Annotated in this window: 16 protein-coding genes; 13 read left to right on the top strand and 3 right to left on the bottom strand. The window is 37.8% G+C overall.

Translation table 11 applies throughout. From position 1 onward, the window contains the following. The first annotated feature begins 123 nt into the window (after window positions 1–123). The 8 genes from NST66_RS13850 to NST66_RS13815 all read left to right on the top strand — a co-directional run bounded on the left by NST66_RS13850 (window position 124) and on the right by NST66_RS13815 (window position 8264). A complete protein-coding gene (locus NST66_RS13850) occupies window positions 124–1299 on the top strand; it encodes a YhgE/Pip domain-containing protein (protein ID WP_034268984.1) in 1176 nt (391 codons plus the stop codon). Window positions 1300–1334: 35 nt separating this feature from the next. Beyond that, on the top strand, window positions 1335–2846 hold the full coding sequence (locus NST66_RS13845) for an FAD-dependent monooxygenase (protein WP_232217029.1): 1512 nt from the start codon (window positions 1335–1337) through the stop codon (window positions 2844–2846). Between the two features lie 148 nt (window positions 2847–2994). Next, window positions 2995–3186, top strand: a complete 192-nt coding sequence (locus NST66_RS13840) for a hypothetical protein (RefSeq protein WP_165573212.1) — start codon at window positions 2995–2997, stop codon at window positions 3184–3186. Between the two features lie 121 nt (window positions 3187–3307). Then, a complete protein-coding gene (locus NST66_RS13835) occupies window positions 3308–4000 on the top strand; it encodes a response regulator transcription factor (protein WP_028412871.1) in 693 nt (230 codons plus the stop codon). Then, on the top strand, window positions 3997–5466 hold the full coding sequence (locus NST66_RS13830) for a sensor histidine kinase (protein WP_034268979.1): 1470 nt from the start codon (window positions 3997–3999) through the stop codon (window positions 5464–5466). The genes NST66_RS13835 and NST66_RS13830 overlap by 4 nt, the downstream gene beginning before the upstream one ends. Before the next feature lie 25 nt (window positions 5467–5491). After that, window positions 5492–6559, top strand: coding sequence for a TolB family protein (locus tag NST66_RS13825; RefSeq protein WP_033579396.1), 1068 nt, complete (start codon window positions 5492–5494; stop codon window positions 6557–6559). Window positions 6560–6715: 156 nt separating this feature from the next. Further along, window positions 6716–7477, top strand: coding sequence for a M15 family metallopeptidase (locus NST66_RS13820; RefSeq protein WP_033579395.1), 762 nt, complete (start codon window positions 6716–6718; stop codon window positions 7475–7477). 115 nt (window positions 7478–7592) lie between these two features. Further along, entirely contained in the window at window positions 7593–8264 is a 672-nt protein-coding gene (locus NST66_RS13815) for a DUF421 domain-containing protein (protein WP_013057585.1), read from the top strand. A gap of 28 nt (window positions 8265–8292) precedes the next feature. Here the strand turns inward: NST66_RS13815 and NST66_RS13810 are convergent, their stop codons facing one another. The 3 genes from NST66_RS13810 to corA form a co-directional block, all read right to left on the bottom strand. Then, complete coding sequence (locus NST66_RS13810; protein WP_052191899.1) at window positions 8293–9027, bottom strand: polysaccharide deacetylase family protein; 735 nt, start codon at window positions 9025–9027, stop codon at window positions 8293–8295. A gap of 83 nt (window positions 9028–9110) precedes the next feature. Then, window positions 9111–10388, bottom strand: coding sequence for a polyamine aminopropyltransferase (locus NST66_RS13805; protein ID WP_033579394.1), 1278 nt, complete (start codon window positions 10386–10388; stop codon window positions 9111–9113). Between the two features lie 431 nt (window positions 10389–10819). Continuing rightward, complete coding sequence (gene corA / locus NST66_RS13800) at window positions 10820–11782, bottom strand: magnesium/cobalt transporter CorA (RefSeq protein ID WP_340843427.1); 963 nt, start codon at window positions 11780–11782, stop codon at window positions 10820–10822. Between the two features lie 130 nt (window positions 11783–11912). Here corA and NST66_RS13795 point away from each other — a divergent pair, with 130 nt between their 5' ends. The 5 genes from NST66_RS13795 (at window position 11913) to NST66_RS13775 (ending at window position 15771) form a co-directional block, all read left to right on the top strand. After that, on the top strand, window positions 11913–12788 hold the full coding sequence (locus tag NST66_RS13795) for an STAS domain-containing protein (protein WP_445326388.1): 876 nt from the start codon (window positions 11913–11915) through the stop codon (window positions 12786–12788). A gap of 218 nt (window positions 12789–13006) precedes the next feature. Then, the gene (ssuD, locus tag NST66_RS13790; protein WP_033579391.1) at window positions 13007–14077 is read left to right on the top strand and encodes an FMNH2-dependent alkanesulfonate monooxygenase; all 1071 of its coding nucleotides are present in this window, start codon (window positions 13007–13009) and stop codon (window positions 14075–14077) included. A gap of 121 nt (window positions 14078–14198) precedes the next feature. After that, the gene (locus NST66_RS13785; RefSeq protein WP_033579390.1) at window positions 14199–14972 is read left to right on the top strand and encodes an alpha/beta hydrolase; all 774 of its coding nucleotides are present in this window, start codon (window positions 14199–14201) and stop codon (window positions 14970–14972) included. A gap of 79 nt (window positions 14973–15051) precedes the next feature. After that, entirely contained in the window at window positions 15052–15252 is a 201-nt protein-coding gene (locus NST66_RS13780) for a DUF6501 family protein (RefSeq protein WP_013057578.1), read from the top strand. Between the two features lie 279 nt (window positions 15253–15531). Continuing rightward, on the top strand, window positions 15532–15771 hold the full coding sequence (locus tag NST66_RS13775; RefSeq protein ID WP_013057577.1) for a YiaA/YiaB family inner membrane protein: 240 nt from the start codon (window positions 15532–15534) through the stop codon (window positions 15769–15771). Window positions 15772–15890 lie beyond the last annotated feature (119 nt).

The raw sequence follows: 15890 nt of genomic DNA, 5'->3' as shown, positions 1-15890 counted from the left end.
CCATGATTATTGCATATTGAGAATGCAGGTAAATTTATTATAATTTACATAGTGATCACTAATCAACAGCATGTACATTATCTCTCCGTCAACGTGTATATGCTTAAAGAAGGGGATATCTATATGAAATTAAGTAAGCAAAAGCTTATATATCTTTCACCAATTATAGTGGTAGCAGTTATTTTCATTTTTACCCTAACGTTAATTCCTTCAGTAAGCCAAGCACCTAAGAATTTGCCAATCGCATTTGTAAATGCCGACGAAGGAATGACAGTTCCAGCAAAGGGTAAGGTAAATATAGGAGATCATATAAAACAAAATATGAAGAGTTCAAGCGCTGAACAGGCTTCGGTTAAATGGATTTTTGTATCCACTACTAAAGAAGTTGAAACAGGGTTAAATAATCAAAAATACTACGGAGCGCTTATCATTCCAAAAGATTTCACCAAAAAACAGGCGACTCTTCAGACGGCTCAGCCTGAGGCACCTGCTATTAGATTGTTAGTGAATCAAGGAATGAATACAGCTGCTTCAACACTAGCCAGTCAGGTGCTAAACGGAGCAGTTGATCAGATGAATGAAAATATGCGCTTGCAGCTAGTGAAAAGATTTGAACAAAGCGGAACGCAACTAAGTGCAAACCAAGCATTAGCACTCGCTGCACCGATTCAAAAGACAGTGATAAACGTCAATAAAACAGGGACTCATAGTGTCAACGGAAATGCCCCCGTTTCATTATTTCAGCCGCTGTGGATGGCAAGCATAGCAGGGGCAGCAGTTGTCTTCCTCAGCATCCACAAAATCACGTTTTCTTCTCGCAAAGAGAAAATTGTTAACCAAGTAGGGTTCGTAATCATTGGTGCTACACTTGCTTTAGCTGCAGGTTTCGGGCTAGCGTGGCTAGCTGAAGTAGTTGGAATAAGCGTTCCTTCATTTTTGGATACAGCACTATTCTTAGCTATTGCTTACTTCAGTTTTTTCACCTTGATATCAGCCGCACTTTCATGGTTAGGATTAAAGGGACTTCCGATTTTCGTTATTATTCTATTTTTTGGCGCACCGCTGCTTCCAATGGCCCCAGAAATTATGCCTGATTTTTATCGAGAGTGGATTTATCCATGGCTGCCAATGAGGTTTATGGTAGATGGCGTAAGAGAACTATTTTTCTTTGGAGAACATCTGACATGGAATCATTCTGTATCTGCTCTAGCTCTTATCTCTTTAATAAGTTTGTGTGCTCTGTTTGCTTCTGCTTTACCTGCATCTTCTGTAAAAAAAGAGACGTCTCGCTCAATATAAAAGATACTGCAACTGAATGAGAAGGAGAGATAATGATGAAGCCACAAATCCTAATCGTTGGTGCCGGACCTACTGGCCTTGTGATGGCCTATAATTTAGCAAGACATAACATTTCTTTTCGAATTATTGATAGAAACGAAGGGCCTGGGCAAGCCTCCCGGGCAATGGCTATTTTACCGCGAACCCTTGAATTTTATCAGCAGTTCGGTTTTGCAGATGAAGTCATAGACCGCGGGATTAAGATGGAAGATGTATACGTCCGAGTAAAGAATAAAATAAAAGCAAAAGTTCATCTAGGATCTTTAGGAGAAGGATTAAGTCCTTTTCCTTTTGTTCTTACATTTCCACAGGACGACCACGAGCGGTTTCTGCTTGAAAAATTAAAAAATCTTGGGATTGAAGTAGAATGGAAGACGGAGTTACTATCTCTAGCTGAACACGGAGAAGGGATAAAAACTTTATTAAAAGCCCAGCAAGAGGAAACCGCTTATTTTAAGTATATTTGTGGATGTGACGGAGCACACAGTACAGTTCGTAAACAAATGAATATAGAGTTTAAAGGAGAAAAATATAAACAGCATTTTTATGTGATGGATGTTCACGGCTCTGGTGAAGTGATGAAGAATCAAAAAATCAGTATTTCATTTAGCAATGAAGAATTTTTGATTTGTATGCCTGTTAGAAGTAAAGGAACGTATCGAATGATCGGCATTATTCCTTCAGCTCTTTTGGATCAAAACGATATAAAAGCTGAAAATATTCAAACTTTTCTTCAACAAACATTTGGTGCTGAGATTGAAAATATAAATTGGTTCTCAACATACAATATCCATCACAGAGTAGCAAGTCGTTTCCGACAGGGGCGTATTTTTCTAAGTGGAGATGCAGCTCATATTCATAGTCCTGCAGGCGGACAAGGAATGAACACAGGAATTGGAGATGCAATCAACCTTTCATGGAAATTAGCAGCTGTCCTTCAACGAAAAGCGGCACTTTCCATATTAGATACATACGAAGAAGAAAGGTTGCCTTTTGCAGAGCTGCTTGTAAATACAACTGATCGCGCTTTTAAGCGAATGGTGGCACGAGATAAAACGAGTCAATTTTTTAGAAAGCATATCTTTCCGCCTGTACTATCCTTTTTATTTCGTTTCCCTTATCCCCGTCACAAAGCATTTACGATTTTATCTCAAATCCGCATTAAATATCGAAATAGTAACCTAAGCAGCGGACAAGGGACAAATGTGCAAAGTGGTGATCGGTTACCTTATGTGGAAGGGAATTTTGAATCTTTACAGTCCTTAAACTGGCAAATACACGTCTATGGAACAGCAGCACAGAAGCTAAAAAAGAGCATGAGAGAAAAAGGCTTCTCTTTGCATGAGTTTTCTTGGAACCCCTATATGAAGAAAGCAGGGCTTCAAAAAGATGCACTGTATGTTATTAGACCGGACGGGTATATTGGTTTTATTAGCAGCGAACAGCGTATAGAGCTTCTTTATCAATATTTGAATACTCATAAAATCCTTCCTTTTACAAATGAATAATAACGCTAATAAAAAGCTAAGACAACATGATTTTAGCTAAAAGAAAATTGGATCGATGAATCGAGACTCTTCAAGGAAAATCAACTTTATTCGGATTTTTTTATGGTCATGTAAACGTAGATTTCATCTATTTAGTTTACTCAAGCGGTTGATTGGAGGGCAAGGCGCAGACTCCTGCAGGAAAAGCAGAACAGGTGAGACCCCGCAGGAGCGCAAGCGACGAGGAGGCTCAGCGGCCGCCCGCGGAAAGCGAAGCCTTGCACGGAAATCAACCGCGGTGTCAAAAGCGCTCCATACTAAGCCTCCTTTATCTCATTTGTGCGTCTTTAGATTGAATTGATTTTGTTATGTCTCAATCTCTTTATTTTTGTTTACAATTTCGAAACAACTTGGAGATGTTTTTGCTAAAGCTGTTTGATAAGATAGACGAAGAGAAATATCAAATGAAAGTACGTGATACATTGAATAAAAGGATTTTAGTAGTAGATGATGAAAAAAGTATTGCCACAGCGGTATCTTATGCTTTCAAGCGCGAAGGATATATTGTAGACACAGCATCTGACGGTGAAGAAGCACTTGAAAAAGTAAAAAGCTTTCGACCTGACGTGATGATATTAGATGTGATGATGCCAAAACTAACCGGCTATGAAGTATGCCGAAAACTTGAGAATCGAAGAGGAATGGGGATTATCTTGTTAACGGTTAAAAATGATATCGTCGATAAAGTTCTAGGTTTAGAGTTAGGCGCTGATGATTACATGACCAAGCCATTTGATGTAAGAGAACTTGTAGCTAGAGCTAAAGCACTTGTTCGGCGAATAGAAAAAAATGAAGCTCCTGAAGCTGTGGGAGAAATCACGGTGGGAAAAGTGAAAGTGAACTTAATTCAGCGCACGTTACATGTTGCCAATGAGTTAGTTAAGCTTACACCAAAGGAGTTTGATCTTATTGCTTTATTGCTTGCCAATTTAGAGAGAGTGTACACACGAGAAGATTTACTAGATCTTGTCTGGGGAATGGATTATGCAGGCGGTACACGTACGGTAGATATTCACATGCAGCGCCTTCGAAAAAAAGTAGGAGAAGCAGAGCCTTATTTGCTTCAAACGGTATACGGGGTTGGATATAAAGCGACTGCAGGGATCAATGAATGAAAATCAGCCTAAAAGCTAAGATGGGACTCGTTCTTGCTTTTTTAATTATTTTAACAGTAACCGTACTGAGCGTACTCGTATTAAAAGGAATTGAGACCAATCAGCGTGATCAGCTAGAAAGTGAACTTATTCAAAAAAGCAAAGCAGCGGAGCAAACGATTCATCAAAGTTATGTAACAGGTGACCCGTCTCTGAATACAGATTCCTTTCTTCAGCAAAAAGGACAGCGCCTTGCATCTTCAATTGCATCACAAAGCGGAATGCAAACAGTCCTATATAATCAAAAAGGACAGGAAGCAGGAAGCTCTATTCCCATCGGCCAAAAAGATGTGGATGTTTCTGATACGCTTAGTTATGCTTTGAAAGGAAAAATAGCCTATCAAATCTCGGGTTCTTCCCTTATTTACTTTGCACCTGTGTCAATCGAGAATCAATTTATTGGAGTCCTTCGTTTTGACCATTCCCTAAAAAATAATCAGCAGTTTATAGCTGACATTAGGCACTTATTTCGTATGGGGGGAACGATTGCAGCGGCAGCAGCTTTTTTAATTGGCTATGCTTATTTTTATCGCATTGCTTCTCTCATCGCTACGCTTCAAAAAACTTCACAGCAGATTCGAAAAGGCCATTATTTAACTCATGTGCCCTTCAAACGGCGCGATGAACTCGGAGAGCTCAGTCAAGGCTTGTTTTTTATGAGTACGTCGATTGAAAAAAACATCGATCAAATGAATAAAGAAAAAAGAAAGCTTGAGTTCGCCATTTCGAAACTGCAGTCTCTCGAACAGCAGCAAAAGCAGTTTATCGGTAACATTAGCCACGAATTTAAGACGCCTTTAACATCGATCAAAGCTTATGTTGACTTACTTGATATGTATCGAGATGATCCTCAGCTTATGGAAGACGGTGTGCAAAACATTCGTAAAGAAACGAATCGCCTCCATGAAATGGTGGATAAAATCTTAAAGCTTTCAGCACTTGAGAAATATGATTTCGAGCAGCGACCAGAGCAAGTTGAATTGAAACGGCTTCTAGAAGACATATGCGATCGTATGAAAGGAAAAGCTGCTAAATTTGATTTGACTCTTCATACAAATATAAAAGAAGCGGTTGTTTGGGCTGATCGCGAAAGCTTAATACACATTTTTATTAATTTAATTGACAATGCTATTAAATATAATGAACCCGGAGGAAAAGTGGAAGTAGCATCTTATACTTTAGAGAATTCTATCATTGTAGATGTAGCCAACACCGGAATAGGAATTCCACCCGAAGCAGAAGAGAAATTATTCCAACCATTTTTCACCGTAAATAAAGATCGGTCGCGTTTATCCGGAGGAACAGGTCTTGGCTTAGCATTAGCCAAAGATTTAACTGAAAAACAAAACGGTGTTATCAAGCTGCATCATTCTGACTCTACATGGACAACTTTTAAAGTGTCGTTTCCTTTAAAAAACGAGAACTGAGTTAGCTAAAAGGAGTGAACCGTTATTGAAACGGTATAGATTAATGATATATATCGCAAGCACTTTTCTTATTTTAGCATCATGCGGCCAAGGAGAAGGTCATAGAGAAACGGTTGAAAAACCAGACAAGAAAATTACTGTATTGGACCACGTAGATCAAGATGGAAAAATAGAAGTGAAAGACGTTCAAGATATTAACGGAGTAAGAGCGTTTCAATTTTTGAATGAAAACACAGTGATTGTTAGTCAAGAAAATAAACAATTTCGGTCGCACGATTTCGGTCCCAAAGAGGTATATGCGCAGAATTTAGCTACTTATAATCTTAAAAACAAGTCTACTTTTGTGTTGCATCCAAGCAATGAAATTCAACATGCGGCGAAGCTTTCTCCAAATGGCAAATATCTTTTTTATAAAGTTGCAAAAGGCGAAGATACATTTGGTTATATAATGAACGTTCAAACAAAAAAAACAGTTGAAATCAAGAATGTTCTTCTCTACCCATCAAGCGGAGAGTGGCTTAATAATTCAGAAGTAATGTTTATTACAATGGAAGGAAAGCTTTCTAAAGCAAATGTAAAAGGAAAAGCAAAACCTCTATTGCACAGAGACGATCGAATCTTAGATGCAGTTAAAGGGATAGGTGGCATTTATTATATTGGTGTAAACAACCAGCTTTTTTTTCTTCATAACGAACAGACGGACCCTGAAAAAATCCGAGATAATGTGGTTTCTATTATCCCGTCTCCAAATGGAAAACAATTAGCGCTCGTTCAGCAAAAAGATGCCCAAACGAGAACGCTGTCTATCACAGATTTAAAAGGATCAGAGGCCTTTCAGCTTGCTCTGTCCACTCAAATTTTTGGTGTCAGCTGGTCTCCCGACGGTTCGAAATTAGCTTATAATTTTATTTCTGAAAAAGAGGGAGATAAAGGGATATTCATAGCAGATGGATTAACAGGAGATGTTACACACTTAAACGTAAATTTAGACTATGCCGCTGATCAGCTTGCCTGGAGTCAATCAGGAAATAAACTAGTTGCATCGAGCTTTACGCAAAATCAAGTTCATACGTATATTATCTTTTTGAAATAGACTGCTTAGGCAGTCTTTTTTTTACGCATACTAAACTTCTTTAAGAGTGTTTACAAGTTTGAAACAACTGAATAAAAGACAGAAACATTTATGTTTTATTCTTTCTTTACAGGCTTTTATAGCGTATTAAAAGCCATGTGAAAGGAGTAAGACATCATGAAATACTTTTTATTTATTTGTTCTTTAGCTTTTGCGCTGATGATAGCAGGGTGCGGCACAAGCAATTCTTCATCAAAGCCTGCCGGAGAATTCATAAAAAATGGACAGGCTCAAAAACTAGAAAGCTCATCAGCTTCTTCATCTTTAATGAAATCTAATGTAGACGAAACAGTGGTAATAGCCAATCCAGAATCGGTTACGGCTTTAGTTAATAAAAAGCATCAGCTTCCTGAATCTTACCAGCCTTCCGATTTAGTCTATGCCGACGTTCCGTTTATCTTTAACGAAAAAATAGAAAAACGAATGCTTAGAAAGCCTGCGGCACAAGCGCTTGAAGAACTTTTTCGAGACGCGGAAAAAGAGGGGATCAGCTTACTTGGCGTATCTGGTTATCGATCTCACGAGCGGCAAAAAGAGCTTTTTGCATTTTACGCAAAACGAGACGGTGAAGAACAAGCACGCACCTATAGCGCCTACCCAGGAACGAGTGAACACGAAACGGGACTAGCAATCGATGTCACAGGAGGAAAGGGAATATGTGCTGCAGCAGACTGCTTTGCTGATACACTAGAAGCTCATTGGCTTTCAAAACATGCGTATCAATACGGATTCGTTATTCGATATCCTCAAGGTGAAGAAGAAGTTACCGGTTATAAATACGAACCATGGCACCTTAGATATGTAGGAAAAAAGGCAGCCTCATCCATTTTTAATCAATATATAACGTTAGAAACCTATGCAAGTAAGACAAAAGCTTAATCAAAAGTTCTATAGCTGGAAAACGAAGGAAAGAAAAATGAAAAGTCAGGTTTATCACTCTCACATATGATACAAACTGATACTATAACATGCTTGCTATAGAGGAAGGGTATCGATGTATAAAGATATTGCGATTGAACTGATATGTGGATTTTTAGCGCTATTTATTATGCTGAAGCTTTTAGGTAAGACGCAGTTTGCTCAAATCACTCCGTTTGACTTTATTACAACGCTTGTCCTGGGAAATATTGTAGGGGATGCAGCTCTTGAAAAAGGAGTAGAGTTAACTGAAATTCTTTATAGCGTTTTGATTTGGGGGCTTCTGATCTACGCAGTGACAAAGCTATCTCAAACCTTTACAGGATTTAGGGGAATTCTTGAAGGAAAACCTTCAATGATTATTTATAAAGGGAAAATCCTTTATAAAGAGCTTAAGAAAAACAACTTGGACTTGAATCAGCTTCAGCATCTAATGAGACAGCAAGGGTATTTTTCACTGTATGAAGCAGAATACGTCATTTTAGAAACAAACGGAGAGGTGAGCGTCGCTCCTAAACACGAATTCGGCCCTCCGACGAAAAATGATTTAAACATCCCTTATTCTCAAACTAATTTACCTATTGCTTTAATCATGGATGGAAAAGTAGTGCCTGGTAATTTGAAAGAAGCAAACGTAGATGAAAAATGGTTAAAAAAACAGCTTGCAATCAAGAAAATTAAAAAATACAGCGAAGTTTTTTATGCTGAATGGCAGCAAGAGCGGGGACTGGAAATAACAAAATTCTAAAAACCCTTTCCTTTTAAGGAAAGGGTTTTTAGTTTTCTTTTAATAGCTTAGCAAAATCCTCAATCGTTGTAGAATACGTGACGTACAGACGAGGAATAAGATAGTTTTCATTCTTTTGTCCGCTTTCAGTAAAAAATTTTGGAATCGTTGAAAGCCCAAATGTATAATTCTTTTTTGTTTCTTCGACTACGCGGCTATTGACCTTTCCGTAGGGATAAGCAAGAGCAATAACGGGCTGGCTCGTGATGGCTTCAATTTTCAGCTTTGATTCAGCTAGCTCATAGGATAAATTTTTCGTCTTAGTTAAATCCGGATGAGTAGCGGTATGAGACTGAATAGAAAAAAATCCTGAATCAACAAATTTTTTCAGATCCGCTGGAGACAAACGGTTGGGACGACCGATAAAATCTGAAATCACAAAAATTGTAGCCGCTGGATGAAATTGAGGGCTGGCTGTTCTTTGAAAAATAGGCAAGATAGTAAGATTGTTTTTATATCCATCGTCAAATGTAATAAATATAGGTTTTTTCACATGCTTTAGTTCCTGCCATTTTTCAAATGTTAGCGGCGTATACCCTTGCTTTTTAAGATAAAGAAGTTGTTTCTCAAAATTTTCAGGTGTCACATACAGTTCTTTTTCCCCGTGGCCTGTGTAGGAATCAATAGAGTGGTAAATCAGTATAGGTACTTTCACTTGGCTAAAAGCGGGGGAAGGGAAAATAACAGTTAGCAATAAGATAACAAAAACCGAAATTTTTCTCATAACAATCCTTTCTAACGCGCAGTGATGACGAGACTATCTTAGTATGTCAAAAGAAAAGGAATGTATAAGCTAAGCTTTCTTTTTTACAAATATAAGCCTTCTTTTTTAAATATTTTATGCAGAACCAAGTGCTCAGCAGAGTTCACAACGGCAAACTGTTTTTTAGAAAGAGAATGAGGAGAAAAACGCATTAGCTTAGTAAAGTCTGATGGCAGCGTAGTAGATGAAACATCAGTAGAGAGTATAGGGGCAGACAAAGATGTTTTCGAGCCGATGTGAAAACCCCAATCTCCAAAAGAGGGAATAATGGTGTGGTAGCTCAACGTATAAAACTGAGAAGCTTTCATCGTCTTATTAATGCTCCAAAAAACGATAGGTGTGTCTCTAGGAGAATTTGACTGACACACGACCAAGCCGCTGCGCGATAGTGAACGTTGGAGAAGTTCGTAAAATTCTTTTGTATAAAGAGCACTTATTTTTTTGTTAGTAGGATCAGGAAAGTCGACAATGATAATATCATAACACGCTGAATTCAAAGAGAGGTAGTCAACAGCATCTTGAATATGAACGGTGACACGAGAATCTTCAAATGAGCGTTGATTTAACTTCTTTAATTCTTTTACATTCATCGCAGCATTTACAACGTCAGCATCTATTTCCACAAGGTCTATTTCTTTAACTTCTTTATATTTAAGGACTTCTCGTAAAGCTAAACCATCTCCACCGCCCAGAATAAGAATGCGGCGAGGACTTAAGGAAGCTGCAAAGATAGGGTGTACAAGAGCTTCATGGTACGCATGTTCATCCAATGAACTAAATTGCAGCTGTTCATCCAAATACATTCGAATATCAGATGCTTTGATCAGCTGAATATCTTGAATACTGTTTTTCTGATGAAACAAAATGTCATGCTGACCTGATAAGATCTGCTGTAGACTAACGTGATCTGAGTCATCTCCACGATCGAGAAGACGAGTGCTTTCAGCATGCTGACGATTTTTTGTTAGAGTTTCGGCGTGTTGAATTCCGCGAGAAATTGAATATACAACAGCTTTTTTTGAAGCTAATTGCTTCAGCAACGCATAACCAATTTCAATTATTTCTTTGTCTCCGCACGTATAAAAATCTAATGAAGCGTAGTTTTCCTCCGGCCAAGTATGAATAGACAAGTGAGAGGTAGCTAATACGAGAATACCTGTAATGCCTTGGGGCGTAAACTGGTGAAAATAACAGTGCAAAACTTCCATCTCTGCATCTAGTGCAGCTTCAATAAGAATTTGCCTTAAAAGTGAGGGATCATTTAATATCACTTCATCGCATTCGAACGCATCCATTAGCAAGTGTTCGCCTTTAATATCCACTACTTCAGCCTCCTTTCTGAGCATTATTTTCACTATCTTATGAAATTTTTCAGAAAAAGGAAACGCAAGCACATTAGTTTATAAATATTTTCGGGAAATAACTAGTTATCATCACATAGAAAGGCGGTTGAGGCAAACATATTTTCGTTGAAGGAAGAGCCGAACAATCAATCCATACTCTTAGTAGAAATCGAAACCTTTCGAATTTTTTCATTGATAGGATGAACGTAGGATTCATGTATGTAGGATTTCTAGCGGTTGATGGGAGAGCAAGGCGAAGACTCCTGCAGGAAAAGCGAAACAGGGGAGACCCCGCAGGAGCGTAAGCGACGAGGAGACTCATCGGCCGGCCGCGGAAATTGATAGCACTAGCTCACTTATCCAATTTATTCATCTTTACATTGGATTGATTTCGATATGTCTCAATCTTTCTACTCTTTATCAGCATTAAACCAGCCTTTTCGCTTGAACCATAGAATTAAACCAAGCGTTATCAATCCCATGAAGCCAAGTACAAAGAAATAGCCATAGTGCCACTTTAGCTCAGGCATATTTTCAAAATTCATTCCGTATACGCCAACGATAAAGGTAAGGGGAATAAAGATAGATGAAATAACAGTCAGTGTCATCATAATTGAATTCATCCGGTTTGAATTAAGAGAAAGATAATTATCGCGCATATCAGACGTCATTTCCCGGTTTGATTCAATCATATCGGCTAATTTTAATAAGTGGTCATAGACATCTTTAAAATACCTTTTTTGTTCAGGATGAACATCTAAGCGTTCAGAATTTATAACACGGTACAATAAATCGCGCATGGGCAAAATGGTTCTTCTGATTTTTAGCAAATCACTTCGAAGTTTAAATACATCTTCCATTAAAACAGAGATGGATTTTTTTGCGTCTATGTTTTCTATATCATTCAGCTCATCTTCAATTTGATATACAGTGGGAAAATATTCATCTACCACTTTATCCATCACAGAATACGCAAGGTAGCTTATTCCTTTTTCTTGAATCGAAGGTGTATGAAGCAGCTTTTCCCATACTTTATCAATTGCAGCTGACGAGTGAAAATGAAAAGTAACCATATAATTATCGCCGATAAAAAGATCAACTTCTTCAGCTTCTAACGTTTGCCGATTTAACGAATGAAGGACAAAAAAACTGTATCCTTCATAATAATCGAGTTTTGGACGCTGCAGAAAATGAAAGCAATCTTCAATCGCTAACGGATGAAAGTGAAAGGATGATTGAAGCAGTAGCGCTTCTTCTTCAGAAGGGCAGTTAAAGTCAATCCAATAGTACTGAATAGCGGGATCGTGAATCTGATCTAATTGTATATGTTTCACAAGTTTGTTATCGTTCGTAAGAGCTAACGTTCGTATCATTTGAAAACTCCTTTGTGTTTTTATAGCTATTTTCAATGTAGCATAAAACCACAAAATACACGTATTTTTTAAAAAAATTTTCTTTCTTCTCTTTTTATAAAACTAGTAAGGGTGAAAAAGTTGAATTATAATGATAGTAATAGCTCGTATGGAAAGGGGAATCGTTTTGAATAAAAATGAAGCACTTCGAATGTTTTTTTTAAAACATGCAGATCAACTGACGGAAGAATGGTATGAAAGCATTGAAGACAATGACCCAGAATCGGTTTATGCATCTACTCATCCGGAAGTCATTTCAGTATTAAAAGATCAAAATAATGAATTTCATTTATACATAGCCGATGTATTTATAAAAAGTGAAAAAGAATTTTTTGATTCCTTTGAAACGTGGATTTTAAAGATTGCCGAGGACGGAGAGCATGTAAGAACGCCTATTCATTATATTATTCGAGAGTTTTTCCGAGTTAGAAAACAGTATTTAACGTATTTAAATCAATTTGTAGAAGAGTACGAGCAAGATATTACGCAAGAAGAACTAGACGAATGGAACGAATTGATTGTACGCGTGTTTGATATCACCGTTTATAAATTTGTAGAAGAACACCATCAGCATTCAAAGCGGTTGCTTGAGGCACACAAAGAGCTGATTAATGAGCTGAGTTCGCCAGTTATTCCATTGAGCGATCATATCGCGATTCTTCCGCTTGTTGGGGATATCGACACGGCAAGAGCGCGACGAATTTTAGAGAATAAGTTAACTCGCTGCGCTGAACAGCAAGTGAATCACCTTTATATTGATATTTCAGGAGTAGTTATTGTTGATACGATGGTTGCTCATCAGATTTTCCAGCTGATCGATGCCTTAAAATTAATAGGCGTAGAATCAACGATCTCTGGGGTACGTCCTGAAATCGCAATTACGGCTTCTCATTTAGGTTTATCGTTTGAAAATATATCCACAAAATCAACTCTTGCTAATGCGATGGCTTCACGTATGAGGAAATAAAAAAACAAGAATTATTTTTAATTCTTGTTTTTTTATTTCAATTCATACTTGACATATAGGTTAAACAGGTATTATGATTTTACTAATTTAATAAATAAAAAGAGTAGTATTACATACGCTAATACACAAATGCATCTCTGTAATTAGCGGACAAGAATTGAACAAATAATATGAAAACGCTTTATATAGAATACGAGAATATTTAGGAGGAAATGGAAATGAACATCTTATGGTTTTTCCCTACAGCAGGCGACGGACATTATCTAGGCACAACCGAAGGAAGTAGAACAAGTGATATTCACTACTTAAAGCAAATCGCACACGGGCTGGATTATCTAGGATATGACGGTGCTTTGTTGCCTACTGGTTCAAATTGTGAAGATTCGTGGGTGATTGCATCGGCACTTGCTTCCGTTACGAATCGACTGAAGTTTTTAATTGCACTTCGCCCGGGTGTAATGTCTCCCACACTTTCAGCACGGATGGCTTCGACATTTGATCAAATGTCAAACGGCCGACTTATGTTAAATATTGTGACGGGAGGAGATCCCGTGGAACAAGCAACGTACGGTAACTATTTAAGCCATGATAAACGCTACGAGTTAACAGATGAATTTTTAACGATTTGGCGAGATGTAATGGAAGGAAAAAAAGTGGACTATAAAGGAGAACATCTTGATGTAACAGGTGCGTACATTCCGTCGCCTCCTGTCCAAAAACCGTATCCTCCGCTGTACTTTGGCGGGTCTTCTCCAGCGGGCAAAGAAGTAGGCGCAAAGCATGCAGATGTATATTTGTTATGGGGAGAGCCTCCTGCAGTGATCAAGACGAAAATTGATGAGATGAAAGAAAAAGCTGCAAATGAAGGCAGGGACATTCGCTTTGGTATTCGACTGCACGTTATTGTAAGAGAATCGGAAGACGAAGCGTGGGAATCTGCAGATAAATTAATTAAACATGTTAATGATGATACGATCAAAGCGTTTCAAGATAAGTTTGCGTCATTTGACTCCACTGCCCAAAAAACACAGTCAAGTTTGCACAGCGGCACAAAAGATCGAGGTGCACTGGAGATTGCTCCGAATCTATGGGCTGGAATCGGCTTAGCACGAGAAGGAGCTGGAACCGCTCTTGTTGGAAGTCCTGAAATTGTAGCGGATCGTTTAAAAGAGTACAAAGAGCTAGGAATTGATACGTTTATTTTATCAGGATACCCGCATCTAGAAGAAGCATATACGTTTGCTGAGCTAGTATTTCCACATATTCAAAAAGAACGAAGCAAGAGATAATTCTTGCTTCGTTCTTTTTGAATCGTAAAAAAATAAATAACCCAGTTGACTTATAGGAATTATAGGTGTATTATAAAGGTAGTTCATTTAGTCAGAAAATTTGTGATAAAGGGTGAAGAAAATGGAACGTTATGACGTAATTCAAGGCGCAGAATCTTTTTATTATAAAGGCAACGACATTGGTATACTTGTTTCTCATGGATTTATGGGGACCCCTCAAAGTATGGAATATATCGGAAAAGAATTAGCTAAAAAAGGTTTTACTGTGTACGGTTTGCGACTAACGGGACATGGTACTCACTACTATGATATTGAACAAACAACGTACGAGGAATGGAAGCAGGACTTTTTAAATGGGTATCAGCGTTTGAAGCAAGAATGCCGTCACGTATTTATCTTAGGTCAGTCCATGGGAGGCACTCTCACCTTTCATACAGCAAGCCAAGGATTAGATCTTGACGGAGTTATTGCAATCAATCCGGCTATGACGTCCATTCCTTCAATGGAGCCTTACCGCTCTCGTCATACGCCTCGTTATTTAAAAGAAGATCATCCTGATATTAAGGATCCAAACGTACATGAAATTACGTACGACAAAGTACCAGTGCGCTCTATGCGTGAGCTGCTTTCTTTAATGGACGAAACAAAAGAACGCTTATCTTATGTAACATGCCCGGCTTTAGTACTAACATCAACCGTTGATAACGTAGTACCGCCTGAGAATTCAGCTTATATCTTAAACCATATTCAATCAGCAGAAAAAAGACAGCACATGCTTCGAAACTCTTACCATGTTGCGTCGATGGATTTTGATAAAGACACAATTGTTGCACAAACGGCACAGTTTGTACAAGCAACAGTTGCCAAAAAAAAAGTGCATGAGCGAATTTTTTAATTTTTAAATTCGCTCCGTTTCTTTTTTACTTCAAGTAAGATAAAATGAATCTTGAATGAAAACAAAGGAGTGTACATACATGATTCATTTAGAATGGAACGATCGTCCAACAATTAAACAAGTAAAATGCATACATACAGATGCAAAAAAATTCGTGGTTGAAAATGTTTTAACAGCAGGAAAAACATATGATGTAAAAAACGAAACAGAAGAATTTTATTTTGTTGTTGATAACACTGGCCAAGTCGGCGGCTTTTATAAAGAATACTTTGAAGGCTAAACAAAAAAATCATCGTCTCGGCGATGATTTTTTTATTGCAATAATTAAATGGAGCTTTCCTTAATGAAAACGAATGAACATACTTTTAAAGAGAAATTCCATATATCTCATCATTTCGAAAAAAAGCTTTATGATAAAAATAGGATGTAAGACCTAAATTCTTCCGTTTCTTGTTCTGATTAAAAGGGTAACTGACTATAAATACCCATGACAACAATTATTTTACAATGTAAAATGAAAGCGACGCTTAACAGAAAAAGGAAAAGAGGAGGTCATACGATGAAAAAGCGTAATACAGCAGCTTTTACATTTTTAGCATGGACAGCTTTTATTACAGCACTATTAGCTATGTTTATAGGAATTTATACCTTAGATGCATCATTACCGGTAAAAGGTTATTATGCTGTTGGAACATTATACTTAACGATGTCCGCTTTTGTGCTTCAAAAAACCATTCGTGATAACGAAGAAGATACGGCGCACGAACGCAAATACGACAAAGCAGAAGAAGAATTGTAGAGCTAAAAAAGCATTTTTCTAGCTCTTTGAAAAACATCCCCATTTTTGGGAGATGTTTTTTTATATAAAAAAACAGGGAACTTGTCACTCCATGTCGTATTAATAAAGAAGGAGGCGAT

Origin of the sequence: Priestia sp. FSL W8-0524 (assembly GCF_038005965.1) — a bacterium.
GTDB lineage: Bacteria > Bacillota > Bacilli > Bacillales > Bacillaceae_H > Priestia > Priestia zanthoxyli.
This window is presented reverse-complemented; position numbering and strand designations above follow the sequence as displayed.